Raw genomic sequence first — 25,056 nt, 5'->3', positions numbered from 1 at the left:
AAAGCAACGTTATACGTTATACAAAATACAATACCAGAAAGATCGTAGGTATAGTGAGTAGGTGATTACCCTATAAACGTGAATTTTGAATATATAATTCAAAAATGAACACACTTTCCATCAACGATCTGAGCGTGACGCGTGACACGCTCCATCAACGTGTCGCCGCTCGCCTGCGTGAATTGCTGATCCAGGGCACGCTGCAGCCGGGTGCCAAGCTCAATGAGCGTGAACTCTGTGAAATCCTGGGGGTGTCGCGCACACCCCTGCGCGAAGCCATCCGCCTGCTGGCGGCCGAAGGGCTGGTCGTCCTGGATCCGGGCCGTGGCGCGTTCGTGCCCGTACTGACCCGGGAGGACATCGCGGGCGCGTTCGACGTGCTGGCCTCACTCGAAGGCCTGGCGGGCGAACTCGCTGCGCAGCGCATCACAGACGAGGAACTGGCCGAGTTGCGCGCGCTGCAGCATGAAATGCAGGCGGCGTTCGAGCGCCGTGATCTGCCGACGTATTACGGGCTCAATGCGCGTGCACACGATCTGCTCAGCCAGGCGGCCCGCAATCCCGTCCTGCGCGAAATCTGGGGCCAGTTGAACAGCCGCATGCATGCGCTGCGCTTTCGCTCCAACCAGGATGAGAAGAAATGGACACATGCGCTCGATGAGCACGCGCGCATCCTGGCCGCGCTGCAGAAGCACGACGCCGCCGCCGCACGGGCGCTGCTGGAGCAGCACCTGCACCGCAAGCGCGACGCGGTGCTGGAACACCTCGAGGCGGTAGAGCGCAAGGTGGCCGCGCAGTAAGACGGAACAGGCCCTCCCCTCACCCTGTGATAACCCGAACTCACAGGTGGTTTTCATTGCGACCCGGCCGGACTTCATGTTAGAACACGAAGGCCTTACCGCTTTGCGCGGCCGCGCGATTCGAGTGGATCGCGCCCGGGCTGCGGGCTGAACAATATTTATATCGAATTCGGGAGACGACACGATGTTCCAAGGGAAAAAGCTCACGGGCTGGCTGGCGGCCGCCGTACTGGCCGGCATGACGGCGTCCGCGCCGGCGCTGGCACAGACCACGCTGAAGATGGCCTACGCGCTGTCCGAAAACTCGCACTATGGCGCGGGTGCCGCCGCCTTCGCCAAGGCCCTGGAAACCAGCGCGCCGGACTTCAAGGTGCAGCAGTTCCCGAACAGTGCCCTGGGCGGCGAACGCGAGGTCATCGAGGGCCTGCAACTGGGCACCATCGACCTGGCCATCGTGTCCACGGGCGCCACGCTGAATTTCGTGCCGCAGGCCGGGGTGTTCGACATCCCCTTCCTGTTCCGTGATCTGGCCCATGCGCGCAAGGTCCTGGACGGCAAGGTCGGCCAGGACATGCTGGCCGAATTTCCCAAGCGCGGTCTGGTGGCCCTGGCCTGGGGCGAGCAGGGCTTCCGTCATCTGACCAACAACATCCGCCCGGTGAAGGAGCCTGCCGACATCAAGGGCTTGAAGATCCGCACCACGGAAAACCCGATCCACATCGCCGCCTTCAAGGAACTGGGCGTGCTGGCCACGCCCATGGCCTGGCCCGAAGTCGCCACCGCCTTGCAGCAGGGCACCATCGACGGCCAGGAAAACCCACTGTCGGTGATCGTCTCCGTGAAGATGTGGCAGTTGCAGAAATACCTGTCGCTGACGGCGCACGTCTACGGCCCGGCGCTGATTCTGATGGCACCTTCCGTCTATGACGGTCTGGACGATGCCGGCAAGGCCAAGTTCAAGGCTGCGGCCGCTGCGGGCGCCGTGGCCATGCGCGGCTACGTCGATCAGGTCGAAAAGGACGGCATCGAAACCCTGAAGTCCAACGGCATGCAGGTCAACACGGTGGATCACGCCGCGTTCGTCCAGGCGGTTCAGCCGGTCTACCCGCAGTACTACAAGCAGTTCGGCCAGGAACTGGTCGACGCCATCCGCAACACCCAGTAAATCCATGCGCGCGCTCGGCCTGATTGACCGGGGCTTGTCCCGGCTGGTGTCCTGGGTCGCCCAGGGCCTGCTGTGGTCCGCCGTGGCGGCGGGTTTCTATCAGGTCCTGGCGCGCTTCGTCTTCGCATCGCCCGCCGCCTGGTCCGAGGCCTGGACGCGGGCCGCCATCATCTGGGCGGTGATGCTGGGGGTGGCCCTGGCCTTCCGCCAGGGGGCCATGCTGGGTGTGGACCTGCTGCACAATCTGCTGGCACCGCGCCGGGCGCGGCTGCTGGAGCACGGCATTCTGCTGATCGTCGTGGGTTTTCTGGGGTTCCTGCTCTGGATCGGAATCGAGATGACCTGGCGTGTCCGCTTCCAGACCATGCCCAGCCTGGCCGTGTCGATCTCCTGGGTGTATCTGGCGATTCCCGTCGGCGCCGCGCTGTCGTTGTTCGCGGCGCTGGCTTATTGGGCCGAAGGCCCGCGCCGTCTCCACATCGAAACCATCTGACCGGGGAAACGCCTCATGTCGCAGTTGATGGTCGTTTCCATGCTGCTGTTCTTCGGCCTGACCGTACCGGTGGCCGTGTCGATCGGCCTGGCCTCCATGGTCGGGGTCGGCTTCGACGGCCACATGACGTGGCTGGTGATCGCGCAGCAGCTTTACGCCGCGCTGGATAAGTATCCGCTGGTCGCCGTGCCGTTCTTCATCCTGGCCGGCAACCTGATGGAGGAAGGCGGCATTTCCGAACGCATGGTGGAATTCGCCAAGAGCGTGGTGGGCGGCATGCAGGGCGGGCTGGCCTGCAGTTGCGTGCTGACCTGCATGATCTTCGCCGCGGTGGCCGGGTCCAGCGTGGCCACGACCTTTGCGGTGGGGGCCATCCTGATCCCCGCCATGGTCAAGCACGGCTATCCGGCGCCCTTCGCGGCTTCGCTGCAGGCCTCGGCGGCGGAACTGGGCGTCATCATTCCGCCGTCCATTCCCATGATTCTGTTCGCGGTGTCCACCGACACCTCGGTGGGCGAGGTCTTCATCGCCGGCATCGGGCCGGGCCTGCTGATCGTCATCGCGCTGATGGCCTATGTCTGGCTGTACGCGCGCCGCAACGGCCTGGGCAAGCATGACGGCGACGGCCGTCTGCCGGTCTGGACGGCCTTCAAGAAGGCCTGGTGGGCGCTGCTGATGCCGGTCATCATCCTGGGCGGCATCTACGGCGGGATATTCACCCCCACCGAGGCTTCGGCCGTGGCGGTGGTGTATGCACTGTTCGTGGGCATCTTCATCTACCGCCGGCTGACCTTTTCCACGCTGGGCCGCACGTTTCACCGCTCGGTGGTGTCCACGGCGATCATCATGTTCATCATTGCCAACGCGGGTGTGTTCGGCTTCCTGCTGAACCGCGCCGGGGTGCCGATGATGCTGGGCGAATGGCTCAGCCACCTGTTCGGCAGCGAGATCACGTTCCTGCTGGGGGTGAACATCGCCCTGTTCATCATCGGCATGTTCATCGAGACGTCCGCGTCCATCGTGGTGCTGGCGCCCCTGCTGCTGCCCGTGGCGACCCAGTTCGGCGTCGATCCGGCGCACTTCGGGGTGATCATGGTGGTGAACCTGGCCCTGGGGATGGTGACGCCGCCCTTCGGCGTGAACCTGTTCGCCGCCTGCACGGTCGCCAAGGTGCCCATCGAGCGCCTGATCCGGCCACTGCTGCCCTTCGTCGGCGTGGTGATGGTCTGCCTGATGGTGATCACCTACTGGTCGGACCTGTCGCTGTATTTCCGCGATCTGGTGTATCGCTGACGCGGCCCGGGGGCGCCGCGTGTCGCCCTGGGGGTCAGGACCGCGCGCCGGGCGGGTTCCGCTGATCCCGCAGCCATGCGGCGGCGTGCGCAAGCAGTGCTTCCAGGGGCTGTTCGCTGTCCAGGCGCAGCACGCCGGTTTCGCCGTGGGGCGGTTCCAGTGTGTCGAACTGGCTGTCGATCAGGGTGGCGGGAAAGAAATGGCGGTCGCCACGGCCGGCGACGCGCCGGTAGGCCGCGTCGCGGCCGACTTCCAGCCAGATGAAGGTCAGGCCGGGCACGTGCACGCGCAGTTGCTGTCGGTAGGCCTGTTTCAGGGCCGAGCAACTGAGGACGACGCCGTCGGCGGCACGGCGCGCCAGTTCCAGGCCCAGCGCCTCCAGCCAGGAGGCCCGATCCTCGTCCGTCAACGGGACGCCGGCGTGCATCTTCGCGTGGTTCGCCGCGCTGTGGAAGGCATCGCCTTCGACGAAGGTCCAGTTCTGGCGCTGCCCCAGCAGGGCGCCGACGGTGGATTTGCCGCTGCCCGAGACCCCCATGACGATCACCGCGCGGGCCGGGCGGGGCCGCTGGACTGGTTCGGCGGCCCGGGATGCGGAAGACGTCTGCGCGTGCATTGACATTCAGAAGGCCGGGCCGTCGTCGTCCTGCGCCGCCGCGACCTTTTTGGCGGCGGTTTTCTTCACGGCGGCCTTTTTCGCGGCGGTTTTTTTGACCGCTGTTTTCGTGGCGGTCTTGGTTGCGGATTTGGCGGCGGTTTTGCTTGCGGTCTTGGTAGTGGACTTGGTGGCTGTTTTCGTCGCCGTTTTGCCTGCCGCAGCCGTCTTGGCGCCCGCCTTGGCCGGACGCGGCTCGAACTCGAAGCCGACCTTGCCGTCGTCCTGGCGCACCAGGAAGGCCTTGAACTTGCGGTTGGTGCGGCTGGACACGAAGCCGTCGAGCAGGTCGGTCTTGCCGGTTTCCAGCAGCTTGCTCATTTGCGCGGCGGGGATTTCCTGCTGCAGGATGACCTTGCCGCTGCGGAAGGTGCAGCTCTTTTCCGGGCCCACGGCGCGCTCGCAGACATAGTTCATGCCGTGCTCGAAGACGCGGCCGCCGCATTTGGGGCAGGTGCCCAATGGGCTGTGGCCGGAGAAGTCCACGGGCTCGGCGTCTTCGTCGTCACGCTGGCCGAAGTCGAATTCCAGCTTGTATTCGTCGGTGATGCGCAGCACGGCCGCGAAGGGCCGTCCCATCTTGCTGATGAAGCCGGTCAGCGGACCCAGCGTACGCTGGGCCAGCAGTTCTTCGACTTCGGGCACCTCGAAGGTGCGTCCGCCCGGATGCTTGCCGATGGAAAAGTCGCAGGCCGTGCAGGCGTAGCGGCGATAGTTTTCCTTGACCACGCTGCCACATTTCGGGCAAGGGGTCTGCAGGGTGGCGTAGTCGCCGGGCACCGTGTCGCGTTCGTATTCCTTGGCGCGCTTGACGATCACCTGGGTCATCTGGGCGATCTCGCGCATGAAGGATTCACGGTCGAGCTGGCGCTGTTCGATCAGCTTGAGCTGATGTTCCCATTCGCCGGTCAGCTCGGGCGAGGTCAGTTCGTTGACGCCCAGACCGGACAGCAGCGTCATCAATTGGCGTGCCTTGGCGCTGGGCACCAGATCGCGGCCCTCGCGGCGCAGATAGGTCTCGTTGATCAGGCCTTCGATGATGGCCGCGCGGGTGGCCGGAGTGCCCAGGCCGCGCTCGGACATGGCTTCGCGCAGGGCCTCGTCGTCCACCAGCTTGCCGGCGCCTTCCATGGCTGACAGCAGCGTGGCTTCGTTGAAGCGGGCGGGCGGCTTGGTGGCCAGGCCGCGTGCCTCGATGTCCTCGGTACGCACGCGCTCGCCGTCGGCCACGGCCACCAGCGAGGCGTCTTCGCCCTGGGTTTCGCGGCCGTAGATGGCCAGCCAGCCGGGCGACACCAGCACCTTGCCTTCGGTCTTGAAGTGATGGCCCGAGACCTGGGTGATGCGGGTCGTGACGCGGAATTCGGCCGCCGGGAAGAACACCGCCAGGAAGCGGCGCGTCACCAGTTCGTAGATCTTGAATTCGGCGTCGCTCAGTTCGCGCGGTACCTGCAGGGTGGGGATGATGGCGAAGTGATCGGAGATCTTCTTGTCGTCGAAGATGCGCCGGTTGGGCTTGACCCAGTCCTGTTTCACGACCTGGGCGGCGTAGGGCCGCACGGAACGGGCCACGCCCGAGTCGCTGTCGGACAGGACACGCATGGTCTGCTGTACGGTGTCGACGTAGTCCTGGGGCAGGTAACGTGAATCGGTACGCGGATAGGTCAGGGCCTTGTGGCGCTCGTACAGCGACTGGGCCAGCGACAGTGTGGTCTTGGCGGAAAAGCCGAAGCGCGAGTTGGCCTCGCGCTGCAGCGTGGTCAGGTCGAACAGGGCCGGGGACATCTGCGTGCTGGGCTTGGATTCCTCGGTCACGCTGCCGGGCTGTTCGCGGCAGGCGGCGACGATGGTCTGGGCGGCCGCCGCGGACCACAGACGCGAGTCGCGAACTTCGGGGTCCTGTTCGTTTTTCTTGAATTCGGGGTCGAACCAGCGGCCTTCGTACAGGCCGGCGGCGGCGACGAAGGTGGCGTGGACTTCCCAGTAGTCGCGCGAGACGAAGCTGCGGATGCGGTTTTCGCGCTCCATCACGATCGCCAGCGTGGGCGTCTGGACGCGGCCCACCGGGGTCTTGAAGAAGCCGCCGTCCTTGCTGTTGAAGGCCGTCATGGCGCGGGTGCCGTTGATGCCGACCAGCCAGTCGGCCTCGGCGCGGGACCGGGCGGCGGCCTCGAGCGGCTTCATGGTCTCGTCGTCGCGCAGGTTGGCGAACGCATCCCGGATGGACGCCTGAGTCATGGACCGCAGCCACAGGCGCTGTATGGGCTTCTTCACCCCCGAATACTGGACGATGTAGCGGAAGATCAGTTCGCCCTCGCGACCCGCGTCACAGGCGTTGATGACGGCGCCGACGTCCTTGCGCTTGAGCAGCTTGACCAGCAGCTTCAGCCGTTCGGCGGAGCGCTTGTCGGTCGGGCCCAGCTCGAACTGGGGTGGGATGACCGGCAGGTGGGTGAAACTCCATTTGCCGCGCACCGGGTCGTTGGGCGCCACCAGGCTGAGCAAGTGGCCGACGCTGGAGGACAGCACGTATTGCTCGCTTTCGAAGTAGTCGCCTTCCCGGGTGAAACCGCCCAGCGCCCGGGAGATGTCCAGGGCGACCGAGGGTTTTTCAGCAATAATCAGAGTTTTGGTCATGAGGTTTCCGAGGCGGCCGCATTTTGGGCCGCATTAGCGCGGATCATACGAGGGGGTATTACACCATGCAAGTCGTCTCGTCTCAGACGGATGCCGGCGATCCGGTCCAGTGGCGTCGTATTCTGGCCCTGGGCATCGGCTTTCTGAGCGTGCTGCTGGCCGGATCCGCCCTGGTGTTCTGGATCGCGTCCAATTGGCCGCAGATGAGCCCGGATGGCCGGCTGCGGCTGGTGCAGGGGGTTTTGGCGCTGCTGGTGTGCGTGACGACCGGACTGGCCTGGCGTGGCAGTCCGTGGGCGGAACATGCGGCAGGGCTGGCCGCGCTGGCGACGGGCGCTTTGCTGGCGCTGACGGGGCAGATCTATCAAACCGGTGCGGATGCCTGGGAATTGTTCTTCGCCTGGGCGATGCTGCTCCTGCCCTGGCTGGTGCTGCTGCGTTCCGCAGTGCTGGCGCTGTTGTGGGTGCTGCTGCTGAACCTGACGTACGTCACCTGGGCCGGCACTTCGTCCATCCTCTGGTGGGGTGACTGGTTCGGGCTGGCCTTGATGCTCCTGAACGGCGCCCTGCTGGCGCTGGCGGAAGGCCTGCGCACATGGCTGCGGGACCCCTGGCATCTGGCGCGGCGGGTGCTGGCGGGGTGTGGCGTGCTGTTCTGGGCCTGCAGCGCGATCATGCAAGGGTCTTTTGGGGGGCTTGACGGGTGGGGCTCCGACGGCTTGTGGCAATGGCAGGGGACGGTGGGCCCGGGTCTGGGCGTGCTGGCGATCGGGGCGGTGTATGTCTTTTACGCGCGTGTGCGCCGTGATCTGGCCGTCGTGTCCATGGCACTGCTGGCGGGGATCGTGTCGGCGGGCCTGTGGCTGGGGCCTCGGGTCTCGTCGGAGCTTGGACTGATCGGCCTGGCCGTGGTGATGTTGCTCCTGGGCATGCTGGCGGTCAAGCATGTGCTGTGGCTGCGGCAGCACGAGGCGGCGGGGGATGGCTCGGCCGATCCGGCATGGGTGACTCGGGGCGCGCTCGATGCGGAGACGGCGCTGGCGGGGGATGCCGCCGTGCCGTGGTACCTGATCGCCCTGCGGGTCGGGGTGCTGATCCCGGCGGTGTCGCTGCTGGCTGTCGGGGTGGGGATCGCGTTTCGCCTGGATACGGCCGCGGCGGTGCTGGGGGCCGGGGCGGTGGCGATGTTGCCGGGGCTGTTCATCAGCCGGACGGCGGGCAGAGCGCTCGGGCGCGAGTTTGGCGGAGTGCTGGCGGCGCTGGGTCTGCTGCTGTGCGCGGCGGGCGTGGTCTGGCTGGCCGTGGACGAATCCGGTGGTCTGGCGCTGCATCTGGCGCTTCTGCTGGCGGCCGGCGGGGTGGTCTACGCCGGGACGCGGCAATTTGCCGTCCGCCTGCTGGCTGCCGGGGTGGTGCTGGGCATCGGCTGCTATCTGACGTTCCCGCAGCGGTGGGGGTGGCACGATGAGCCGCTCATGTTCGATGGCCTGGCGTGGCGCGCAGTGTTTTTCGTCGTGTTCGGGGCAGCGGCCTGGTTGCTGTCGATGCGGGCAGGCTTGCGGTTGTTCTGGCGTCCGCTGGGGTGGGCGTCGATGACGGTGGCGGCGGTGCTGGCAGGCCTGGTTTCCGAGTCGGCGGCCGGCCCGGTCTGGGTCGGCCGGTTGCCGGTGCATGGGGCTCTGGCGGCGCTGGCCGTGCTGCCCGGTGTGTTGCTGGGGGCCTGGATGTCGACCGTCCGGCCCGCTTTGCCGCCTTTGCTGCGCTTCGGTGTGCCAGCGGTGTGCTGCGCGGCGGGCCTGGGCTGGATGGGCGCGCCGCTGCTGGCGGTGGCGCTGACGGGTGTCGTGCTGGGCGGGTGGTCCAGGGATCGCCTGCCGCAGGTGTGGTCACTACCGCTGGCGCTGGGGGGCATCGCGCTCTATTACTTCAACACGACGCTCGACGGCGGTCTGATCGCCAAGTCGGTCTCGCTGGGCCTGGCGGCGGCCGCGCTGGCCGCGCTGACGGGGGTGCTGGCGCTGCGCTACCGGCTGACGGCCGGGATCGTGGCCGGCCGGCGGCATGGGAGGCTGGCGGCGGGCGTGTTGGCGGGTGGCGTGCTGATCCTGGGACTGGTGCTGGCCCGCGTGCAGTACTACAAGACCATTCTGTCCGAAGGGCGGGCCGTGGCACTGGCTTTGGCCCCGGTGGACCCGCGTTCGCTGATGCAGGGGGACTATATGGATCTGGACTATGCCATCCGCCGACAGGTGGAGGGCTGGCTGGACGAGCATCCGCCGGTGAAGGACGCACTCGACGCATCGGGCCGGGGCTGGCTGCTGCTGCGGCTCGATGACCAGGGCGTCGGGCAGTTGCAGGAGGTGACGGCGGAGGCGCCTTCGGATGCGGATGACCAGACCGTGGCACTGGTCTTCCGCTGGCGCCCGCGCGAACGGTCGGGCTGGCAGTCCAGCGGCGCGGATTGGGGCGGGCGGAACTGGTTCTTCCCCGAAGGCCAGGGGGCGCGTTATGAGAAGGCCCGTTACGGCGTGCTGAGGGTGGCGCGGGATGGAAAATCGCTGCTGGCCGAGTTGCTGGACGAGGGGATGAAGCCGCTGTAGGGGGCCGGGTCAGGCGCGATCGGTCGCCTGCATCCCGAACCGCTGCGACCAAGCTGCCGTCGCCAGCGGCCAGAACGCGTCCGGCGTCGCGGCGGGCAGTGCAGCGAAGCCCAGGGCCTGCCAGGCCGCGTGCAGGCAGTCCAGGGGCCGCGAGACGTCCAGCGCGGGCGCGTGGTTCTGTTTGGACAGCTTGTGGCCGGCGGCGTCCAGGATCAGCGGCACGTGCAGCACGCGCGGCGCCGGCAGATCCAGGGCGCGGGCCAGTTGCCGCTGGCGGGCCGTGGAATCCAGCAGGTCGGTGCCGCGCACCACGTCGGTGACGCCCTGGTCGCCATCGTCCACCACCACGACCAGTTGATAGGCCCACAGGCCGTCGGCGCGACGGACGATGAAGTCCCCGACCTCGGCCGCCACGTCCTGGACCTGCGAACCCAGCCAGCGGTCGGTGAAGGTTTCCACGCCGGGATCGACGAGAAAGCGCCAACTGCGGATCGGGCGGCTCCCCGTGCCCTTCGGCGGGCGGCAGGTGCCGGGATAGGGGCCGGGCGGCAGTTCGCGCCGGACGCAGGCACAGCCGTACAGGCGCCCGGCGGCGCGCAACCGTGCGAAGGCGGCTTCATATAAAGGATGGCGCTGCGTCTGACGGACGGGTTCCCCGTCCCAGTGCAGGCCCAGGGTTTCCAGTTGTCCCAGGATGACGCGCTCGGCACCGGGGACGGTGCGGGGTTCGTCGATGTCCTCGATACGCAGCAGCCAGCGGCCCTGGTGCGCCCGGGCGTCCAGATGGCTGGCCAGGGCCGCCACCAGCGATCCGGCGTGCAGGGGTCCGCTGGGGCTGGGCGCGAAGCGACCCACGTAGGGGCGGGACATCAGTGTGACAGCCGGCCTTCGTCGTCGGTCAGCAGTTCCTCGAACACCAGATGGTCGACTTCGGCCTCCTGGCTCCAGAGGACCATCAGCGCCAGGACCTTGATTTCGGCCAGGGACAGGGGGGAATGGTCCGCCGCCTGGGCCGCTTCGATCAGGATTTCGCGCAGAACCGGGGGCAGGCTGCCGGAATGTTCCAGGAAGCTGATGAAGCCGATCGCCTCGGTGCCCAGCGTCGCGTATTCCGTGTCGGTGTAGACGCGCGCGGCATCGCGCCGGGCATCGCGCATGACGGCCAGCGGCAGGCAGCGTTCGGTGGTGCTGGCCAGGTCGCGCAGCCAGTTCAGCGCGTCGTCGATGTCCTCGTGCTCGAATCCGGCGGCCGCCAGCTTGCTGGCCAGGACTTCGGCGCGCGGGCAGGCCTGGGGCGTGTAGTAGTTTTCGAACAGGTAAACCAGGATGTCGTACATGGCGGGTGGTGATGCGGTGGTGCCCATAGTGTACTTGTCCGGGAGACGCTGTGCCGCCTGGGCGCTCAGTCGGTCAGCGCCAGCGCCTCCGTGGCCTGTTTGTTGGCGCGCCGCAGGGCGACCGCGTCAGCGTGCGCGTGGGTGCGGTCGCCTTCGGCCAGCTTGAAGATACGGAGGTTGTCCAGCGAAGCCTGGGCATTGTCCTCCATCGTGCCGGCGATCCGCGAGAGTTCGGTTGCCAGTTTCGTGTTGGTGTCGGTGATCTGATCCAGTTGACTCAGGGCGTCGCTGACCTCCTGGATGCGGGTCGTCTGTTCGCGGGCCGCCTGATGGATGTCCTGCAGAATCTCGACCTGGCGCTGGACCGTGGCGGCGACTTCGCCCATGCGGGATTCGGCCTGCCGGCTGCGATCGTTGCCTTGCTCGATGTGCTTGCGGGACTCGGAGATCAGTTCGTGGATTTGCTGTGCCGCGTCCGAGGTGCGCTTGGACAGGGCCCGGACCTCGGAGGCGACCACCTCGAAGCCGCGGCCGTGCTCGCCGGCCCGTGCCGCCTCGACCGAGGCATTGAGGGCCAGGATGTTGGTCTGGAACGCCACGGATTCGATTACCTGGGTGAAGTCGTTGATGTGCTGCGAGGACTCGGTGATGCGCTCGATGATCTGGGCCAGGTTCTGGATGGCCTGCTGGCTGCGGTTGACGGCGTCCAGGGATTCCTGGGCCAGTTCGGTGCCGTTTTGGGTCATCGTCGAGGTCTGCTCCACCGCATGGCTGATCTGGTCGATGGCCTCGGCGGATTGGCTCAGGTTGGCGGCCTGCTGTTCGGCCCGTACGACCATGTCGTCGCTGTGCTGGGACAGCACGTGGGAGTCGGTGCTGAGGAACTGCCGGACATCGGACATGGCGGTGCGGATGCCCAGGGCCAACTGGTTGATCGACAGGATCAGGCGGCGCGTGGCGCGGTAATCGTCGAGGCGGATCGTTTCGGACAAATCGCCGCTGGCCAGTTTTTCGATCAGGGCCGTGACCCGCCGGATCGGGAGCAGCAGGAAGCGGTCGACGCCCAGCGTGGCCAGGGCGATGCCGACGACGCCGGCCAGTGCCTGAAATGTCCAGGGCAGATTCAGGGCAGAGGCCAGCAGAGGGCAGGCGGCGGCCAGGCCGGTCAGCAGCACGGCTTTGCGCTGCGGGGTCAGGTGCAGGGCGCGGCGCAGCCGGGGCAGCAGGCCGCTGCGATGGATTTGCCCGCCCTGGAGCCGGTGCTTGAGCTTGCCGTTGGCGGCCTCCTGGCGCATGGTGGCGAACAGGGCTTCCGCTGCCACGATGACCTCGTCGGGCAGGTGGGTGCGTACGGAAAGATAGCCGATGATCTTGCCGTTTTCGCGGATGCAGGTGGCGTTGGCGTTCACCCAGTAGGTATCGCCGTTCTTGCGCCGGTTCTTGACGGGCCCGCTCCAGAGCCGGCCGGCCTGGACGGTATCCCAGAAATCCCGGAAGGCTTCTTCGGGCATGTCCGGGTGACGGAGGATATTGTGCGGCTGACCCAGGAGATCCTGTTTCGAATAGCCGCTGACGATGGTGAAGTCCTTGTTGCAGTAGGTGATCCGGCCCTTTTCGTCCGTGATGGAGATCAGGGTCATGTGGGCCGGATAGGCGTGGACGTGCTGGGTGACGGGCAGGTTCTGTCTCATGAGTCTTTTTCGAGTCGGATACGTGGCGTTTGTGTATCGCCTGTTGTATCGCGGACTATACCCGGCAAATCAGTTTTCGTGCGGCTCCAGATCGATCAGCGTCACGCCCTCGGTCACCTGGTCACCGACCGCGTAGAAGACTTCCTTGACTACTCCGTCGTGAGGCGCCTCGATGGTGTGCTCCATCTTCATGGCCTCCATGACGAGCAGGGGCGCGCCGCGCGTGACGGTGTCGCCCGCCGCCACGGCGACCGACAGGATCTTGCCCGGCATCGGGGCGGTCAGGCCGCCGGCCGTGTCGTCGGTGGACGCGGCCGCCAGGGTGAGCGGATCGCGCCATTCCAGGGTCTGGCGCCGGCCGTAGTCAAAGACGTCCAGGCGCGAACCGCCGCAGTGGACGTCGCCGCGCGCTTCGGTGTCACCCAGGCGCACGCGGACGTGGGCCGGGTGGTGGCCTTCGGCCTGCCAGTGAAAGGCCTGCGCAGGGTGTTCGTCCACCGCCAGGGTCCAGTTGCCGCCGTTGCGGCGCAGGTGCACGGTGCGTTCGCCCCGGTCGTCTTTCAGGGTCAAGGTGCGGGCGTAGTGGCCGCCGATGCGCCAGCCGTCGGCCTGGCTCCAGGGGCCGCCGGTCATGGCCGTGGCGCCAGGACGGGCGAGACCGTCGTGATGCAGCAGAGTGGCGGCGGCCAGGGCCAGCGTGGTGTCCTCGCTGTCCCGGGGGGCCGGGAACAGGCGGTCGTGCTCGCGCTCGATGAGCCCGGTGTCCAGATCGGCGGTGGCAAAGGCCGGATCGTCCATCAGGCGGCCCAGGAAGGCGATATTGGTGTGCACGCCGGTGCAGCGCACCGCGCCCAGCGCGCGCAGCATCCGCTGCCGGGCCTGTTCGCGGTCCTGACCGTGGACGATCAGCTTGGCGATCATCGGGTCGTAGTGCGGAGAGATGGTGTCGCCTTCGCGCACGCCGCCGTCCACACGCACCGGGCCGGTCTGAAAGACGACGTGCGGCGGCCACTGCAGGGCGTCCAGGCGGCCGATGCTGGGCAGGAAGTCCTTGTCCGGGTTCTCTGCGTAGATGCGGGCCTCCAGGGCGTGGCCCTGGATGTGCAACTGGTCCTGGCGCAATGGCAGCGGCTGGCCGGCGGCCACGCGCAACTGCCATTCCACCAGATCCTGGCCGGTGATGGCTTCGGTGACCGGGTGCTCGACCTGCAACCGGGTATTCATCTCCATGAAATAGAAGCGCCCGTCGGGCTCGGCGATGAATTCCACCGTGCCGGCACCGACGTAGCCGACGGCCTGGGCGGCGGCCACGGCGGCCCGGCCCATGGCCTCGCGGCGGTCCGGCGTCATGCCGGGCGCGGGGGCTTCCTCGATCACCTTCTGGTGGCGCCGTTGCACGGAGCAGTCGCGCTCGAACAGGTGCACGCATTGGCCGTGCGTGTCGGCGAAGACCTGGATTTCGATGTGGCGCGGCTTGGTCAGGTAGCGCTCGATCAGGACCTGGGCGTTGCCGAAGCTGCTGGCCGCCTCGCGCTGGCAGGAGGCCAGGGCCGCCTGGAATTCGGCGTCGGCGTGGACGATGCGCATGCCCTTGCCGCCGCCGCCTGCGCTGGCCTTGATGAGCACGGGATAGCCGATGGCGCGCGCCTGTTCCTGCAGAAAATCGGCCTCCTGGCGTTCGCCGTGGTAGCCCGGCACCAGGGGCACGTCGGCGCCGGACATCAGGGTCTTGGCGGCGGACTTGCTGCCCATGGCGGCGATCGCATCGACGGGCGGGCCGACGAAGGTCAGGCCGGCGGCTGCGCAGGCGCGGGCGAAATCGGCGTTTTCCGACAGGAAGCCGTAGCCCGGGTGGATGGCCTGGGCACCGGTGCGGCGGGCAGCTTCCAGAATGGCGTCGGCGCGCAGGTAGCTGGCGGCGGGTTCCGGGCCGCCGATGTGCACGGCGCGGTCGCAGGCCTGGACGTGGCGGGCGTTGGCATCGGCGTCGGAATAGACGGCGACGGTGCGGATGCCCATGCGGCGGGCCGTGGCGGCGATGCGGCAGGCGATCTCGCCCCGGTTCGCGATCAGGAGGGTATTGAACATGGCGCTTTCCTTACATTCTGAACACACCGAAGCGCGTGGCTTCGGCCGGGGCGTGACGGGCGGCGGCCAGGCCCAGGCCCAGCACCCGCCGTGTGTCGGACGGCGCGATGATGCCGTCGTCCCACAGTCGCGCGGTGGAATAGTAGGGATGGCCTTCGTGCTCGTACTGGGCGCGGATGGGGGCCTTGAAGGCTTCTTCCTCGTCGGCGGACCAGGCGCCGCCCTTGCGTTCGATGTTGTCGCGCTTCACGGTGGCCAGGACGCTGGCGGCCTGTTCGCCGCCCATGACCGAGATGCGCGCGTTGGGCCACAGGAACAGCAGGCGCGGGCTGAAGGCGCGACCGCACATGCCGTAGTTGCCGGCACCGAACGAGCCGCCGATCAGCACCGTGAATTTGGGCACCGAGGCGGTGGACACGGCCGTGACCATCTTGGCGCCGTGGCGGGCGATGCCCTCGTTTTCGTATTTGCGGCCCACCATGAAACCGCTGATGTTCTGTAGAAAGACCAGGGGGATGTTGCGCTGGCAGCACAGCTCGATGAAGTGCGTGCCTTTTTGTGCGGCTTCGGAAAACAGGACGCCGTTGTTGGCGATGATGCCGACCGGCATGCCGTAGATCCGCGCAAAGCCCGTGACCAGGGTCGTGCCGAAGCGCGCCTTGAATTCCTCGAAGTCGGAGCCGTCCACGATGCGGGCGATCACCTCGCGCACGTCGTAGGGCTTGCGTGTGTCCTGGGGGATGATGCCATCCAGTTCGGCCGGGTCGTACAGGGGTTCGGTCCAGGCGGCGGTCGCAGGCAGGGCCGGGCGGTTCAGCCGGGCTACCGCGTCGCGCGCCAGGCGCAGCGCGTGGGTGTCGTTTTCAGCCAGATGATCGGCCACGCCCGACAGGCGGGTGTGCACGTCGCCGCCGCCCAGGTCTTCCGCCGAGACTTCTTCGCCGGTGGCGGCCTTGACCAGGGGCGGGCCTCCCAGAAAGATCGTGCCCTGGTTGCGCACAATGATGGATTCGTCGCTCATGGCGGGCACGTAGGCGCCCCCGGCGGTGCAGGAACCCATCACCACGGCCAGTTGGGCGATGCCCAGGGACGACATCACGGCCTGGTTGTAGAAGATCCGCCCGAAGTGATCGCGGTCGGGAAAGACCTCGTCCTGGTTGGGCAGGTTGGCGCCGCCCGAATCGACCAGATAGACGCAGGGCAGATGGTTCTGCTGGGCGATTTCCTGGGCGCGCAGGTGTTTTTTCACCGTCAGGGGGTAGTAGGTGCCGCCCTTGACCGTGGCGTCGTTGCAGACGATCACGCATTCGGTGCCGCCCACCCGGCCGATGCCGGTGATGAGGCCGGCGCCGGGCGAGTCGTTGCCGTAGACGTCGAGCGCCGCCAGCGGCGACAGTTCCAGGAACGGGGTGCCGGGATCGAGCAGGCGCTCGACCCGTTCGCGCGGCAGCAGTTTGCCGCGCGCCAGGTGCTTGGCGCGGGCCGTTTCGCTGCCGCCCTGCGCCGTATGCGCGATGCGTTGGCGCAGGTCGTCGACCAGCGACCGCATGACGCGGGCGTTGTCCTGGAATTCCTGGGATCGTGGGTTGACGCGGGACTCGATGACCGGCATGTCGGTTCCTGGAAAAAACGAGCCGGTCGCTCGTGACGGCCGGCTGCGTGGGGCTGCGGAGATTTACAGCATTTCGATGGCCAGGGCGACGGCTTCGCCGCCGCCGATGCACAGCGTGGCGAGGCCGCGCTTGCCGCCGGTCTTGCGCAGGGCGCCGATCAGCGTGACCAGCAGACGCGCGCCCGAGGCGCCGATGGGGTGGCCCAGGGCCGTGGCGCCGCCGTGGATGTTGACGCGGTCGTGCGGCAGCTTCAGGTCGGCCATGGCCGCCATGGTCACCACGGCGAAGGCTTCGTTGATTTCGTACAGATCGACGTCGCCCGTTTTCCAGCCGGCCTTGTCCAGCACTTTCTGGATCGCGCCGACCGGGGCGGTGGTGAACCACTGCGGTTCGTGCGAGAACTGGCTGTGGGCGACGATGCGCGCCAGAGGCTGGACGCCGAGCGACTTGGCCTTGGAGGCGGTCGTCACCACCAGGGCCGCGGCGCCGTCGGAGATCGAGGATGCGTTGGCCGCCGTGATCGTGCCGTCCTTCTTGAAGGCGGGCTTGAGCGTCGGGATTTTCTCCGGCATGGCCTTGAGGGGGGACTCGTCGGTGTCGATCACCGTGTCGCCTTTGCGGCCCTTGATCGAGACCGGAGCGATTTCCCACTTGAAGCTGCCGTCCTCGGTGGCCTGGCGTGCGCGGCGCAGCGATTCCAGCGAGAAGTCGTCCTGCTGTTCGCGCGTGAAGCTGTACTTCGCAGCGCAGTCTTCGGCGAACACTCCCATGGCCGTGCCGCGCTGGTAGGCGTCTTCCAGGCCGTCCAGGGCCATGTGGTCATAGACCGTGGAATGGCCGTAGCGGTATCCCTGACGGCCGCGCAGCAGCAGGTAGGGGGCGTTGCTCATGCTTTCCTGGCCGCCGGCGACCACGACCTCGGCCGACTCGGCCTTGATGATGTCGTGAGCCAGCATCACGGCCTTCAGGCCGGAGCCGCAGACCTTGTGCAGGGTGCTGCACGCCACGCTTTTGGGCAGGCCGGCGCCCAGGGCGGCCTGGCGGGCGGGCGCCTGGCCCTGGCCGGCCTGCAGCACGTTGCCCATGATGACTTCCTGGATGGCGTCACCCGCGATGCCGGCGCGTTCGACGGCGGCCTTGATCGCAATGGCGCCCAGTTCGTTTGCGGCCAGACCGGAAAGGCTGCCCAGCATGCCCCCCATGGGGGTACGGGCGGCAGAGACGATGACGATGGACTCGGACATGGTGTTGCTCCTTTTGTTCGGGGTGTGTTCCTTGGTTTGCTCCGGACGGCCTCTCAGTGGCCGTCCGGTGGCTGCAGTCTGCGCGTTTGGTCGTAAGGAAAAATGTCTTCGATGCGGCCCTGGGCGGCGCGCGCACGGCAATCCTGCCACCATTGTGCATCCAAAAGCGGTGCGTGGTGTTTGAGGAACGCGGCGCGCACCCGGGGGTCTCCCAATAGAAAGTGCTCGAATTCTTCCGGGAATACATCGTTGGCTCCCACCGGATACCAGGGTTCGCCGGACATCTCGGCTTCTTCGTTGGGGGCGGGCGGGATGCGGCGGAACTGCATTTCCGTCATGCGCTGGATTTCGTCGTAGTCGTAGAAGACCACGCGGCCCAGGCGGGTGACGCCGAAATTCTTGTACAGCATGTCGCCGGGGAAGATGTTGGCGGCGGCCAGTTCGCGGATGGCCTGGCCGTATTGCTGCACGGCGGTCTCCAGGGCTGCGTCGGAGGCGCTGCTCAGGAAGATGTTCAGCGGCGTCATGCGGCGTTCGATGTAGACGTGGCGCAGCACCACCAGGTCGTCGGTTTCCTCGAGCAGGCTGGGGACCTCGTGGCGCAGGCCTTCGAGCAGGCGTGGCGAGAAGCGGTTGCGCGGCAGGGCGACCTGGGAGTATTCCCAGGTGTCGGCCATGCGCCCGACGCGGTCATGCTTCTTCACCATCTGGTATTTGAGCCGCACCGTGGCTTCGTCCATGCCGTCCTTGGCGATGCGGTCGCGGATCAGTTTGAACACGTAAGGGTAGGACGGCAGCGTGAACACCGTCATCACCATGCCCTGAATCCCCGGCGCGTAGTCGAACGCGTCCCGAGAATGCGACAGGTGGTGCAGGAAGTCGCGGTAGAACAGGGTCTTGCCCTGTTTCTGCAGACCGATGGTGGTGTAGATCTCGGCCTTGGGCTTGCGCGGAAATAGCGACGCCAGGAAATCGACGTAGGCCGCCGAGGCCTCCATGTCGACCATGAAATAGGCGCGCGTGAAGCTGAACAGCGTGCTCAGGTCGTCGCTGGAGTGCAGCAGAGCGTCGAACTGGATGTGGCCCGAGGGCGTGTGCAGCAGCGCCACGGCGAACGGGTGGATGGCGGTCTGGTTGATCAGGCGGCCGACGATGTAGGCGCCCTTGTTGCGGTAGAACAGGGTGTTGAGCACCTGGATCTGGCAATCCGGCGCCAGACGCTTGCCCTGGCCGCGCGGCAGGGTGTGACGCAGATGACGCAGGCCCATGCGCGCCATGCGCCGCACGTCGGCCGGCAGGTCGTGGTAGGGCGCAGCCAGGCCAAAGTCGGCCGCCATGCGGACCAGGCTGGGCAGCAGGCCCTCGGTCAGCGGGTAGTAGGCCCGGTAGGAGGGCTGTTCGTCATCGATGTAGTCGGTCGCTACCGCCGGGCGCACGAACAGGAAGTCGTTGTTGAAGTAGTTGCGATGCAGGATGCGGCAGGACACCGAATTGAAGAAGGTTTCCGCGCATTCGGGCTGATGGTGGCCGGCCAGCAGCGTGATGTAGCAGGTCTTGGCGGCCTGCCAGAACTCGATCTGCTCGCTGGTCAGGGCGGTGTCGGGCGCGGTGCGCGCGGGCGTGGTGCCGCGCAGCGCCTGGCTCAGGGCCGCCGCGCATTCGCGCACCCGGGTGTCGTAGTATTCGATGCGTTCGCGCGAGAGCTGCTGGATGCCGTGCCAGTCGCCCGATTCGAACAGGGCCTTGGCCCGCTGTGCACTGTAGCGAAACAGCGAGTAATGGCGGTCGAATCCGGCCAGGATCATGCGCGCCACGGCTTCCGGGGACTGGCCCCGGGGCGCGACGGGCTGGATGTGGCGATGGTCGCCGGTGTCGTCCATGGCGGCGTGGCTCCCGGGTTGGATCAGGCCGTTTCGCCGAACAGTTCGCGGCCGATCAGCATGCGGCGGATCTCGCTGGTGCCGGCGCCGATCTCGTAGAGCTTGGCGTCGCGCCACAGGCGGCCGGTGGGGTAATCGTTGATGTAGCCGTTGCCCCCCAGGATCTGGATGCCTTCGCCAGCCATCCAGGTGGCTTTTTCCGCGCAGTACAGAATCACGCCGGCGCAGTCCTTGCGCACCTGGCGCGCGTGCCCGGCGCCCAGCGCGTCCAGGTTCTTGCCGACCGTGTAGCAGTAGGCGCGGCAGGCCTGCAGGGTGGTGTACAGATCGGCCAGCTTGCCCTGAATCAACTGGAATTCGCCGATGGCCTGGCCGAACTGCTTGCGTTCGTGCACATAAGGCACGACCACGTCCATGACCGCCTGCATGATGCCCAGGGGGCCGGCCGCCAGCACGGCGCGTTCGTAGTCCAGACCGCTCATCAGGACCTTGACCCCGCCGTCGACCTGGCCCAGCACGTTTTCGGCCGGGACCTCGCAGTCCTGGAACACCAGTTCGCCGGTGTGCGAGCCGCGCATGCCCAGCTTGTCGAGTTTTTGCGCCACGGAAAAGCCGGGGAAAGTCTTTTCGACGATGAAGGCGGTGATGCCGCGCTGATGGGCTTCGGGGGTGGTCTTGGCGTAGACCACCAGGGTATCGGCGTCCGGTCCGTTGGTGATCCACATCTTGGTCCCGTTGAGCACGTAGCGGTCGCCGCGTTTTTCGGCACGCAGCCGCATGCTGACCACGTCCGAACCCGCACCGGATTCGCTCATGGCCAGGGCGCCGATCCGTTCGCCGGAAATCAGTCCGGGCAGGTATTTCTGTTTCTGGGCTTCGGTGCCGTTGCGGTGGATCTGGTTGACGCACAGATTGGAGTGCGCGCCGTAGGACAAGGCGATGGACGCGCTGGCACGCGAGATTTCCTCCATCGCGATCATGTGCGCCAGATAACCCAGGTTTGCGCCGCCGTAGGCTTCGTCCACGGTGACGCCCAGCAGGCCCAGGTCGCCGAATTTGCGCCACAGGTCCATGGGGAACTGGTCGTCGCGGTCGGCTGCCGCCGCGCGCGGGGCGATTTCGGCCTGGGCGAAATCGCGGACCGCCTCGCGCAGCATGTCGAGGTCGGAGCCAAGGTCGAAGTTCAGGCCGGGCAGGTTCATGGGGTGGTCTCCTGGTGTCGTGGATGGCGCGCCAGCAGCAGCGCTTCGCAATCGGCTTGCTGACGGCGGATTTCTTTCAGGGTCTCGTCCAGGTCGCGCCGCTGTTGTTCGAGTTTTTCGCGGTGGCTGGCGAGGACGTCGGCGTACTGCCGCAGTTGTGCGTCACTGCTGGCGCCGCCGCGGTCGTACAGATCGATCAGGGTGACGATTTCGGACAGTTGCAGCCCCAGACGCCGCCCGCGCAGGGCGAGCTTGAGCCGCGTGCGGTCGCGCGCTGCGTAGATACGGTTGCGGCCTGCGCGTTCCGGGCTGACGATGCCCTGATCCTCGTAGAAACGGATCGTGCGCGGCGTGATGTCGAACTCGCGGGCAAGTTCGGAAATCGTCCAGGTGGCTTGGCTCATGGTCGGTCGCGGCGTGAAACCGTGATGCAAAGACAGGGTGCAAAAGCAGTGCTCATTATGAATGACGTTTACGTCAACGTAAAGAATGAACTCTGACATAATAGTGAGAGAAAACCCGAATCTTCATGGAGACATGGCATGAATCCGCTGGAAAACGAACTGGACTACCCCTGGGGCGACGCCCTGCCCGAGCCCGGCCGTGCGCAGGACGTGGCGGCCGGTGTGCGCTGGATCCGCATGCGCTTGCCGTTCGCCCTGGATCACATCAATCTGTGGCTGCTGCGCGATCGCATCGATGGCCGCGAAGGCTGGACAGTGGTCGATTGCGGCATCGACAAGGCCGAACTGCGCGCGAGCTGGGAAACCGTGTTCGAACAGGCGCTGGATGGCCTGCCGGTGCTGCGCGTGCTGGTGACCCACATGCATCCGGACCACGTCGGCCTGGCCCATTGGCTGTGCGCGCGCTGGCAGGCACCGCTGTGGATGTCGATGACGGACTACACGCTGGCCCGGATGTGGTCGGGGACTGCGGTGCCCGATTCCTCGGTCGAGGGCAGTGGGCCGGCGGGCGGGGCGGCCGCGCGGCATTTCGTCCGTCACGGCCTGATCGACCCGCAGGCGCAGGACATGATCCGCGCCCGCCATGCGTACTACACCGGTCTGGTCCCCGACATGCCGGCCCGTTTCCACCGCCTGATGGACGGTCAGGACGTCGCCATCGGGGGGCATGCCTGGCGTGTCATCGTCGGTTACGGCCATGCGCCCGAGCACGTCTCGCTGTGGTGTCCGGATCTGGATGTGCTGATCTCGGGTGACATGGTGCTGCCGCGCATCTCCACCAACGTCAGCGTGTTCGACCTGGAGCCCGAGGCCGATCCCCTGCGCCTGTACCTGGATTCGCTGTCCGCCTATGACGCGCTGCCCGAGGACACGCTGGTGCTGCCGTCCCATGGTCGGCCATTCCGGGGCTTGCATCGGCGCATCGCCCAGCAGCGGGAACACCATGCGGATCGTCTGGCCGAGGTCCTGGCAGCCTGCGATCAACCGCGCAGCGCCCATGACCTGCTGCCGGTGCTGTTCCACCGCAAGCTCGACATGCACCAGCTTTCTTTCGCCATGGGCGAAGCCATCGCCCACCTGCACGCCCTATACTTCCAGGGAACCCTGCAGCGCATCCTTGGCGAAGACGGGGTGTATCGCTTTCAGAAGGTATAGCCCCCACGCTGCAGCGCCTGCCGTCCACCTCGCAGCCTGCATGCCGCTCGGATTCGTCAGGCGCGCAATCGTCCGCAGGGACTATTTCGCGTCCTGGCTCGTCCCGGCGGCCAAAAACCCTATGCAACTATCATGACAAGCCACGATTCCGACCGCATCGACACGCTGCTGCAGCACACCGGCCAGGCGCCCCTGGACCCAGTCACCGGCACGGGGCCGGTGGCGCTGCCCTCGTACCGCACCAGTACGGTGCGTTTCGCCTCCATGGATGTGCTGGACCACGCCCAGGCCGCCAAGCAGCGCGGCGAGCGTGTGCCCACCTACGGCCGGGTCGGGCTGCAGACCCACGAGGCCATGGAAACGCTGCTGTGCCGCCTGGAGGGCGGGGAACGGGCGTTCCTGGCACCGTCGGGCATGGCGGCCATCAGCATGACGCTGATGGCGCTGCTGAGCCAGGGCGATCATGCGCTGGTCGTGGATTCCGTGTATGGGCCGGTGCGTTATTTCCACAAGACCATTCAGTCGCGCATGGGCGTGGCCATGGACTTCGTGCGTGGCGATCTCGACAGCCTGAAAGCCGCGCTGCGGCCCGAGACCCGGGTGCTGTACCTGGAATCTCCGGGTTCGCTGCTGATGGAAATGCTGGACATGCCCGCGCTGTCACGCTGGGCGCACGAGCACGGCCTGACCGTGGTGGCGGACAATACCTGGGGCTCGGGCTACATCTACCGGCCCCTGACGCTGGGGGCCGACGTGTCGGTGATCGCGGCCACCAAGTACATCGGCGGGCATTCCGACCTGATGCTGGGCGCGGCCGTGGCGCGCGATCCGGCGCTGGTCGGCAAACTGCACGAAACCCACTATGCCCTGGGCAATACCGTCAGTGCCGACGACGCCTGGCTGGCATTGCGCGGGGCGCGCACCCTGGGGGTGCGCATGCGCGCCTGCGCTGGCAATGCGCTGGAAGTCTGCCGCTGGCTGGATGCCCAGCCCCAGGTGTCGCGCATCTTCTTCCCCGCCTGGCCGGGCGACGCGGGCCACGCGCTGTGGCAGCGCGATGCGACGGGCTCCAACGGCCTGCTGTCCGTGGCCGTGGATTTCGACGCGGCCCAGGTCCGCCGTCTGATCGACAGCCTGCGGCTGTTCGGGATCGGCTATTCCTGGGGCGGTTACGAAAGCCTGGTCACGCAGGTCGAACCCTCCGCCCTGGCCTCGCACGGCTATTGGGCGTCGGTGGCCGACGCCCGCATGAAGGCCGGCACGGTACTGCGCCTGCACATCGGCCTGGAAGACCCGGCCGACCTGATCGCGGATCTGACGCAGGCGTTCGAGACGGCGTCGCGCCGCTGACGTGGCCGAGGGGCATCACGCCCCCCGGTTGTCTGTCTTATTGCTTTCCGGCCAAGAGCTGTTTGACCAGCTTGTCGGCTTCGTCGATGGCGCCCTGGTAGGTGCCGGTCTGCGCGGGCGAGGTCAGGTAGCGGCCGCCGATGGCGATCGTCGGCGTGCCTTCCACGTGGTAGGACTTGGTCAACTCGTCGGCGCGGGAGACCTTGGTCTGGATGCCGAAGGAATTGAACGTGTCGGTGAAGGCCTGGCGGTCCATCCCCTGGGCAGCGGCCCAGTCGATGATGTTTTTGGCCTGGGTCAGATCCTTGTTTTCTTCATGGATGGCCTTGAAGACCGCCGGCTGCAGGTCCAGGCGATCCAGGGCGTCCAGGGTGTAGTACAGCTTCTGCATGTCGCGCATGCTGGCGTTGAAGGCGACCGGCACGCTCTTGAAGACCACGCCCTCGGGCAGGGTCTTTTGCCATTTCATGATCATCGGCTCGATGGTGTTGCAGTGCGGGCAGGTATAGAAGAAGAACTCCAGGACCTCGATCTTGCCCGGGGTGTCCGAGGGCTGGACCGGATCCAGGGTGCTGTAGGGCGCCGCCTGGGCGGGCGTCATGGCCAGCGCGGCCAGGCCCAGAACCAGGCCCGGCAGCAGACGGGAAAACAGAGTGATCTTCATGGAGACTCCTTGGGGAGACGATTCAAGGGCGGACGACGGTGGATTCGATCTTGTCGTCGCCCAGACGGGTCCGCGCGCGGTTCATTTCGTCGATACCCTTGAAGGGGCCGACGCGCACGCGGTTGATGGGGGCACCGTTGGATTCGCCGGTCTCGACGCGCACCGGCAGGCCCAGCAGCACGACCCGGGCCAGCATGGCCTGGGCCTCTTTCTGCGAACGGAAGGCGCCGGTCTGCAGATAGTAGGTGGTCTGTGTACCGGGTGCCGGGCGGGCGGCGGGCGGCGGCGGGGGCGGCGGCGGAATGGGCTGGCTGGTCTGCGGCGGGGCCGGAGATGTGACCGGGGCCGGCGCCGGCTTGGTTTCGGGCTTGTCCAGTCCGGCGATGATCTGGCCGATGGCGTCGGACAGGGGGTTTTCGGGCGACGCACCGGGTTCCGGCGCCGGGGCGGGCGGGTTGGTGCCGCTGCCGCCCTGGGCGGTCGAGCGGGTGCCGGCCGGGCCGTCCTTGCCGTACAGGGCGATGTTGGGGTCCGGGGCGTTCTTCACGTCCGGCAGCAGCGTGGTCGGCGCGTCGCGGCTGGCCTTGTCCTTGAAGGGCATGGGTGCCTTGGTGACGAACAGCGCCACGGCCACGGCCGCCGCCACACCCAGCACCATGCCCAGGACCAGGCCGAACCAGGCGCTGCCGGATCGCGAAGAGGATTTCTTGCGGGTGGCCATGATG

The 25,056-nt window shown here is 66.9% G+C and carries 20 protein-coding genes; 7 read left to right on the top strand and 13 right to left on the bottom strand.

The features are described 5' to 3' along the window. The first annotated feature begins 104 nt into the window (after positions 1-104). From WA983_RS01990 to WA983_RS01975, 4 genes are all read left to right on the top strand, one after another. Positions 105-800: a GntR family transcriptional regulator gene (locus WA983_RS01990; RefSeq protein WP_424249975.1), complete on the top strand. Its 696-nt coding sequence runs from the start codon at positions 105-107 to the stop codon at positions 798-800. 184 nt (positions 801-984) lie between these two features. Continuing rightward, complete coding sequence (locus tag WA983_RS01985) at positions 985-1,965, top strand: TRAP transporter substrate-binding protein (protein WP_424249973.1); 981 nt, start codon at positions 985-987, stop codon at positions 1,963-1,965. 4 nt (positions 1,966-1,969) lie between these two features. Next, the gene (locus WA983_RS01980; RefSeq protein WP_424249972.1) at positions 1,970-2,458 is read left to right on the top strand and encodes a TRAP transporter small permease; all 489 of its coding nucleotides are present in this window, start codon (positions 1,970-1,972) and stop codon (positions 2,456-2,458) included. 15 nt (positions 2,459-2,473) lie between these two features. Further along, on the top strand, positions 2,474-3,751 hold the full coding sequence (locus tag WA983_RS01975) for a TRAP transporter large permease (RefSeq protein ID WP_424249970.1): 1,278 nt from the start codon (positions 2,474-2,476) through the stop codon (positions 3,749-3,751). A gap of 34 nt (positions 3,752-3,785) precedes the next feature. Here the strand turns inward: WA983_RS01975 and WA983_RS01970 are convergent, their stop codons facing one another. Together WA983_RS01970 and WA983_RS01965 are read right to left on the bottom strand one after the other, a co-directional pair. Beyond that, positions 3,786-4,367: a gluconokinase gene (locus tag WA983_RS01970; RefSeq protein WP_424311533.1), complete on the bottom strand. Its 582-nt coding sequence runs from the start codon at positions 4,365-4,367 to the stop codon at positions 3,786-3,788. Positions 4,368-4,373: 6 nt separating this feature from the next. Next, on the bottom strand, positions 4,374-7,043 hold the full coding sequence (locus WA983_RS01965) for a DNA topoisomerase III (protein ID WP_424249966.1): 2,670 nt from the start codon (positions 7,041-7,043) through the stop codon (positions 4,374-4,376). A gap of 65 nt (positions 7,044-7,108) precedes the next feature. Between WA983_RS01965 and WA983_RS01960 the strand changes: the two genes are divergently transcribed. Next, positions 7,109-9,643, top strand: coding sequence for a GDYXXLXY domain-containing protein (locus WA983_RS01960; protein WP_424249964.1), 2,535 nt, complete (start codon positions 7,109-7,111; stop codon positions 9,641-9,643). Positions 9,644-9,652: 9 nt separating this feature from the next. Here the strand turns inward: WA983_RS01960 and gluQRS are convergent, their stop codons facing one another. The 9 genes from gluQRS to WA983_RS01915 form a co-directional block, all read right to left on the bottom strand. Continuing rightward, positions 9,653-10,513, bottom strand: coding sequence for a tRNA glutamyl-Q(34) synthetase GluQRS (gene gluQRS / locus WA983_RS01955; RefSeq protein WP_424249962.1), 861 nt, complete (start codon positions 10,511-10,513; stop codon positions 9,653-9,655). Beyond that, the gene (locus WA983_RS01950; RefSeq protein WP_269356944.1) at positions 10,513-10,980 is read right to left on the bottom strand and encodes a DUF494 family protein; all 468 of its coding nucleotides are present in this window, start codon (positions 10,978-10,980) and stop codon (positions 10,513-10,515) included. Before WA983_RS01950 ends, gluQRS begins: the two co-directional genes overlap by 1 nt. 65 nt (positions 10,981-11,045) lie before the next feature. Continuing rightward, the gene (locus WA983_RS01945) at positions 11,046-12,671 is read right to left on the bottom strand and encodes a methyl-accepting chemotaxis protein (RefSeq protein ID WP_424311532.1); all 1,626 of its coding nucleotides are present in this window, start codon (positions 12,669-12,671) and stop codon (positions 11,046-11,048) included. A gap of 69 nt (positions 12,672-12,740) precedes the next feature. Continuing rightward, the gene (locus WA983_RS01940; protein ID WP_424311531.1) at positions 12,741-14,759 is read right to left on the bottom strand and encodes an acetyl/propionyl/methylcrotonyl-CoA carboxylase subunit alpha; all 2,019 of its coding nucleotides are present in this window, start codon (positions 14,757-14,759) and stop codon (positions 12,741-12,743) included. 10 nt (positions 14,760-14,769) lie between these two features. Further along, positions 14,770-16,371 carry a carboxyl transferase domain-containing protein gene (locus WA983_RS01935; RefSeq protein WP_424247092.1) on the bottom strand — a complete coding sequence of 534 codons (1,602 nt, stop codon included), beginning with the start codon at positions 16,369-16,371 and terminating at the stop codon, positions 14,770-14,772. A 63-nt stretch (positions 16,372-16,434) separates the two neighbouring features. Continuing rightward, positions 16,435-17,616 (bottom strand): acetyl-CoA C-acyltransferase, encoded by a 1,182-nt coding sequence (locus WA983_RS01930; protein ID WP_424247090.1) that lies wholly within the window; start codon positions 17,614-17,616, stop codon positions 16,435-16,437. Positions 17,617-17,669: 53 nt separating this feature from the next. Next, positions 17,670-19,496: a bifunctional isocitrate dehydrogenase kinase/phosphatase gene (aceK, locus tag WA983_RS01925; protein ID WP_424247088.1), complete on the bottom strand. Its 1,827-nt coding sequence runs from the start codon at positions 19,494-19,496 to the stop codon at positions 17,670-17,672. Between the two features lie 23 nt (positions 19,497-19,519). Continuing rightward, positions 19,520-20,698, bottom strand: a complete 1,179-nt coding sequence (locus tag WA983_RS01920) for an isovaleryl-CoA dehydrogenase (RefSeq protein ID WP_424247086.1) — start codon at positions 20,696-20,698, stop codon at positions 19,520-19,522. Next, complete coding sequence (locus WA983_RS01915) at positions 20,695-21,102, bottom strand: MerR family transcriptional regulator (RefSeq protein WP_424247084.1); 408 nt, start codon at positions 21,100-21,102, stop codon at positions 20,695-20,697. The genes WA983_RS01920 and WA983_RS01915 overlap by 4 nt, the downstream gene beginning before the upstream one ends. A 138-nt stretch (positions 21,103-21,240) precedes the next feature. Here WA983_RS01915 and WA983_RS01910 point away from each other — a divergent pair, with 138 nt between their 5' ends. Together WA983_RS01910 and WA983_RS01905 are read left to right on the top strand one after the other, a co-directional pair. Next, positions 21,241-22,317 carry an MBL fold metallo-hydrolase gene (locus tag WA983_RS01910; protein WP_424311530.1) on the top strand — a complete coding sequence of 359 codons (1,077 nt, stop codon included), beginning with the start codon at positions 21,241-21,243 and terminating at the stop codon, positions 22,315-22,317. A gap of 132 nt (positions 22,318-22,449) precedes the next feature. Next, positions 22,450-23,667, top strand: a complete 1,218-nt coding sequence (locus tag WA983_RS01905) for a trans-sulfuration enzyme family protein (protein ID WP_424247081.1) — start codon at positions 22,450-22,452, stop codon at positions 23,665-23,667. Positions 23,668-23,704: 37 nt separating this feature from the next. Here WA983_RS01905 and WA983_RS01900 read toward each other — a convergent pair whose 3' ends face one another. Continuing rightward, the gene (locus tag WA983_RS01900) at positions 23,705-24,331 is read right to left on the bottom strand and encodes a thiol:disulfide interchange protein DsbA/DsbL (RefSeq protein ID WP_424247079.1); all 627 of its coding nucleotides are present in this window, start codon (positions 24,329-24,331) and stop codon (positions 23,705-23,707) included. A gap of 22 nt (positions 24,332-24,353) precedes the next feature. After that, on the bottom strand, positions 24,354-25,052 hold the full coding sequence (locus tag WA983_RS01895) for an SPOR domain-containing protein (RefSeq protein WP_424311529.1): 699 nt from the start codon (positions 25,050-25,052) through the stop codon (positions 24,354-24,356). Positions 25,053-25,056: the final 4 nt, after the last annotated feature.

It is taken from the genome of Castellaniella sp., assembly GCF_049650445.1.
In the GTDB taxonomy this organism is placed as follows: Bacteria; Pseudomonadota; Gammaproteobacteria; order Burkholderiales; family Burkholderiaceae_B; genus Castellaniella.
Note: the sequence above shows the minus strand (reverse complement) of the source record. Positions and strands in the feature narration are given on the sequence as shown.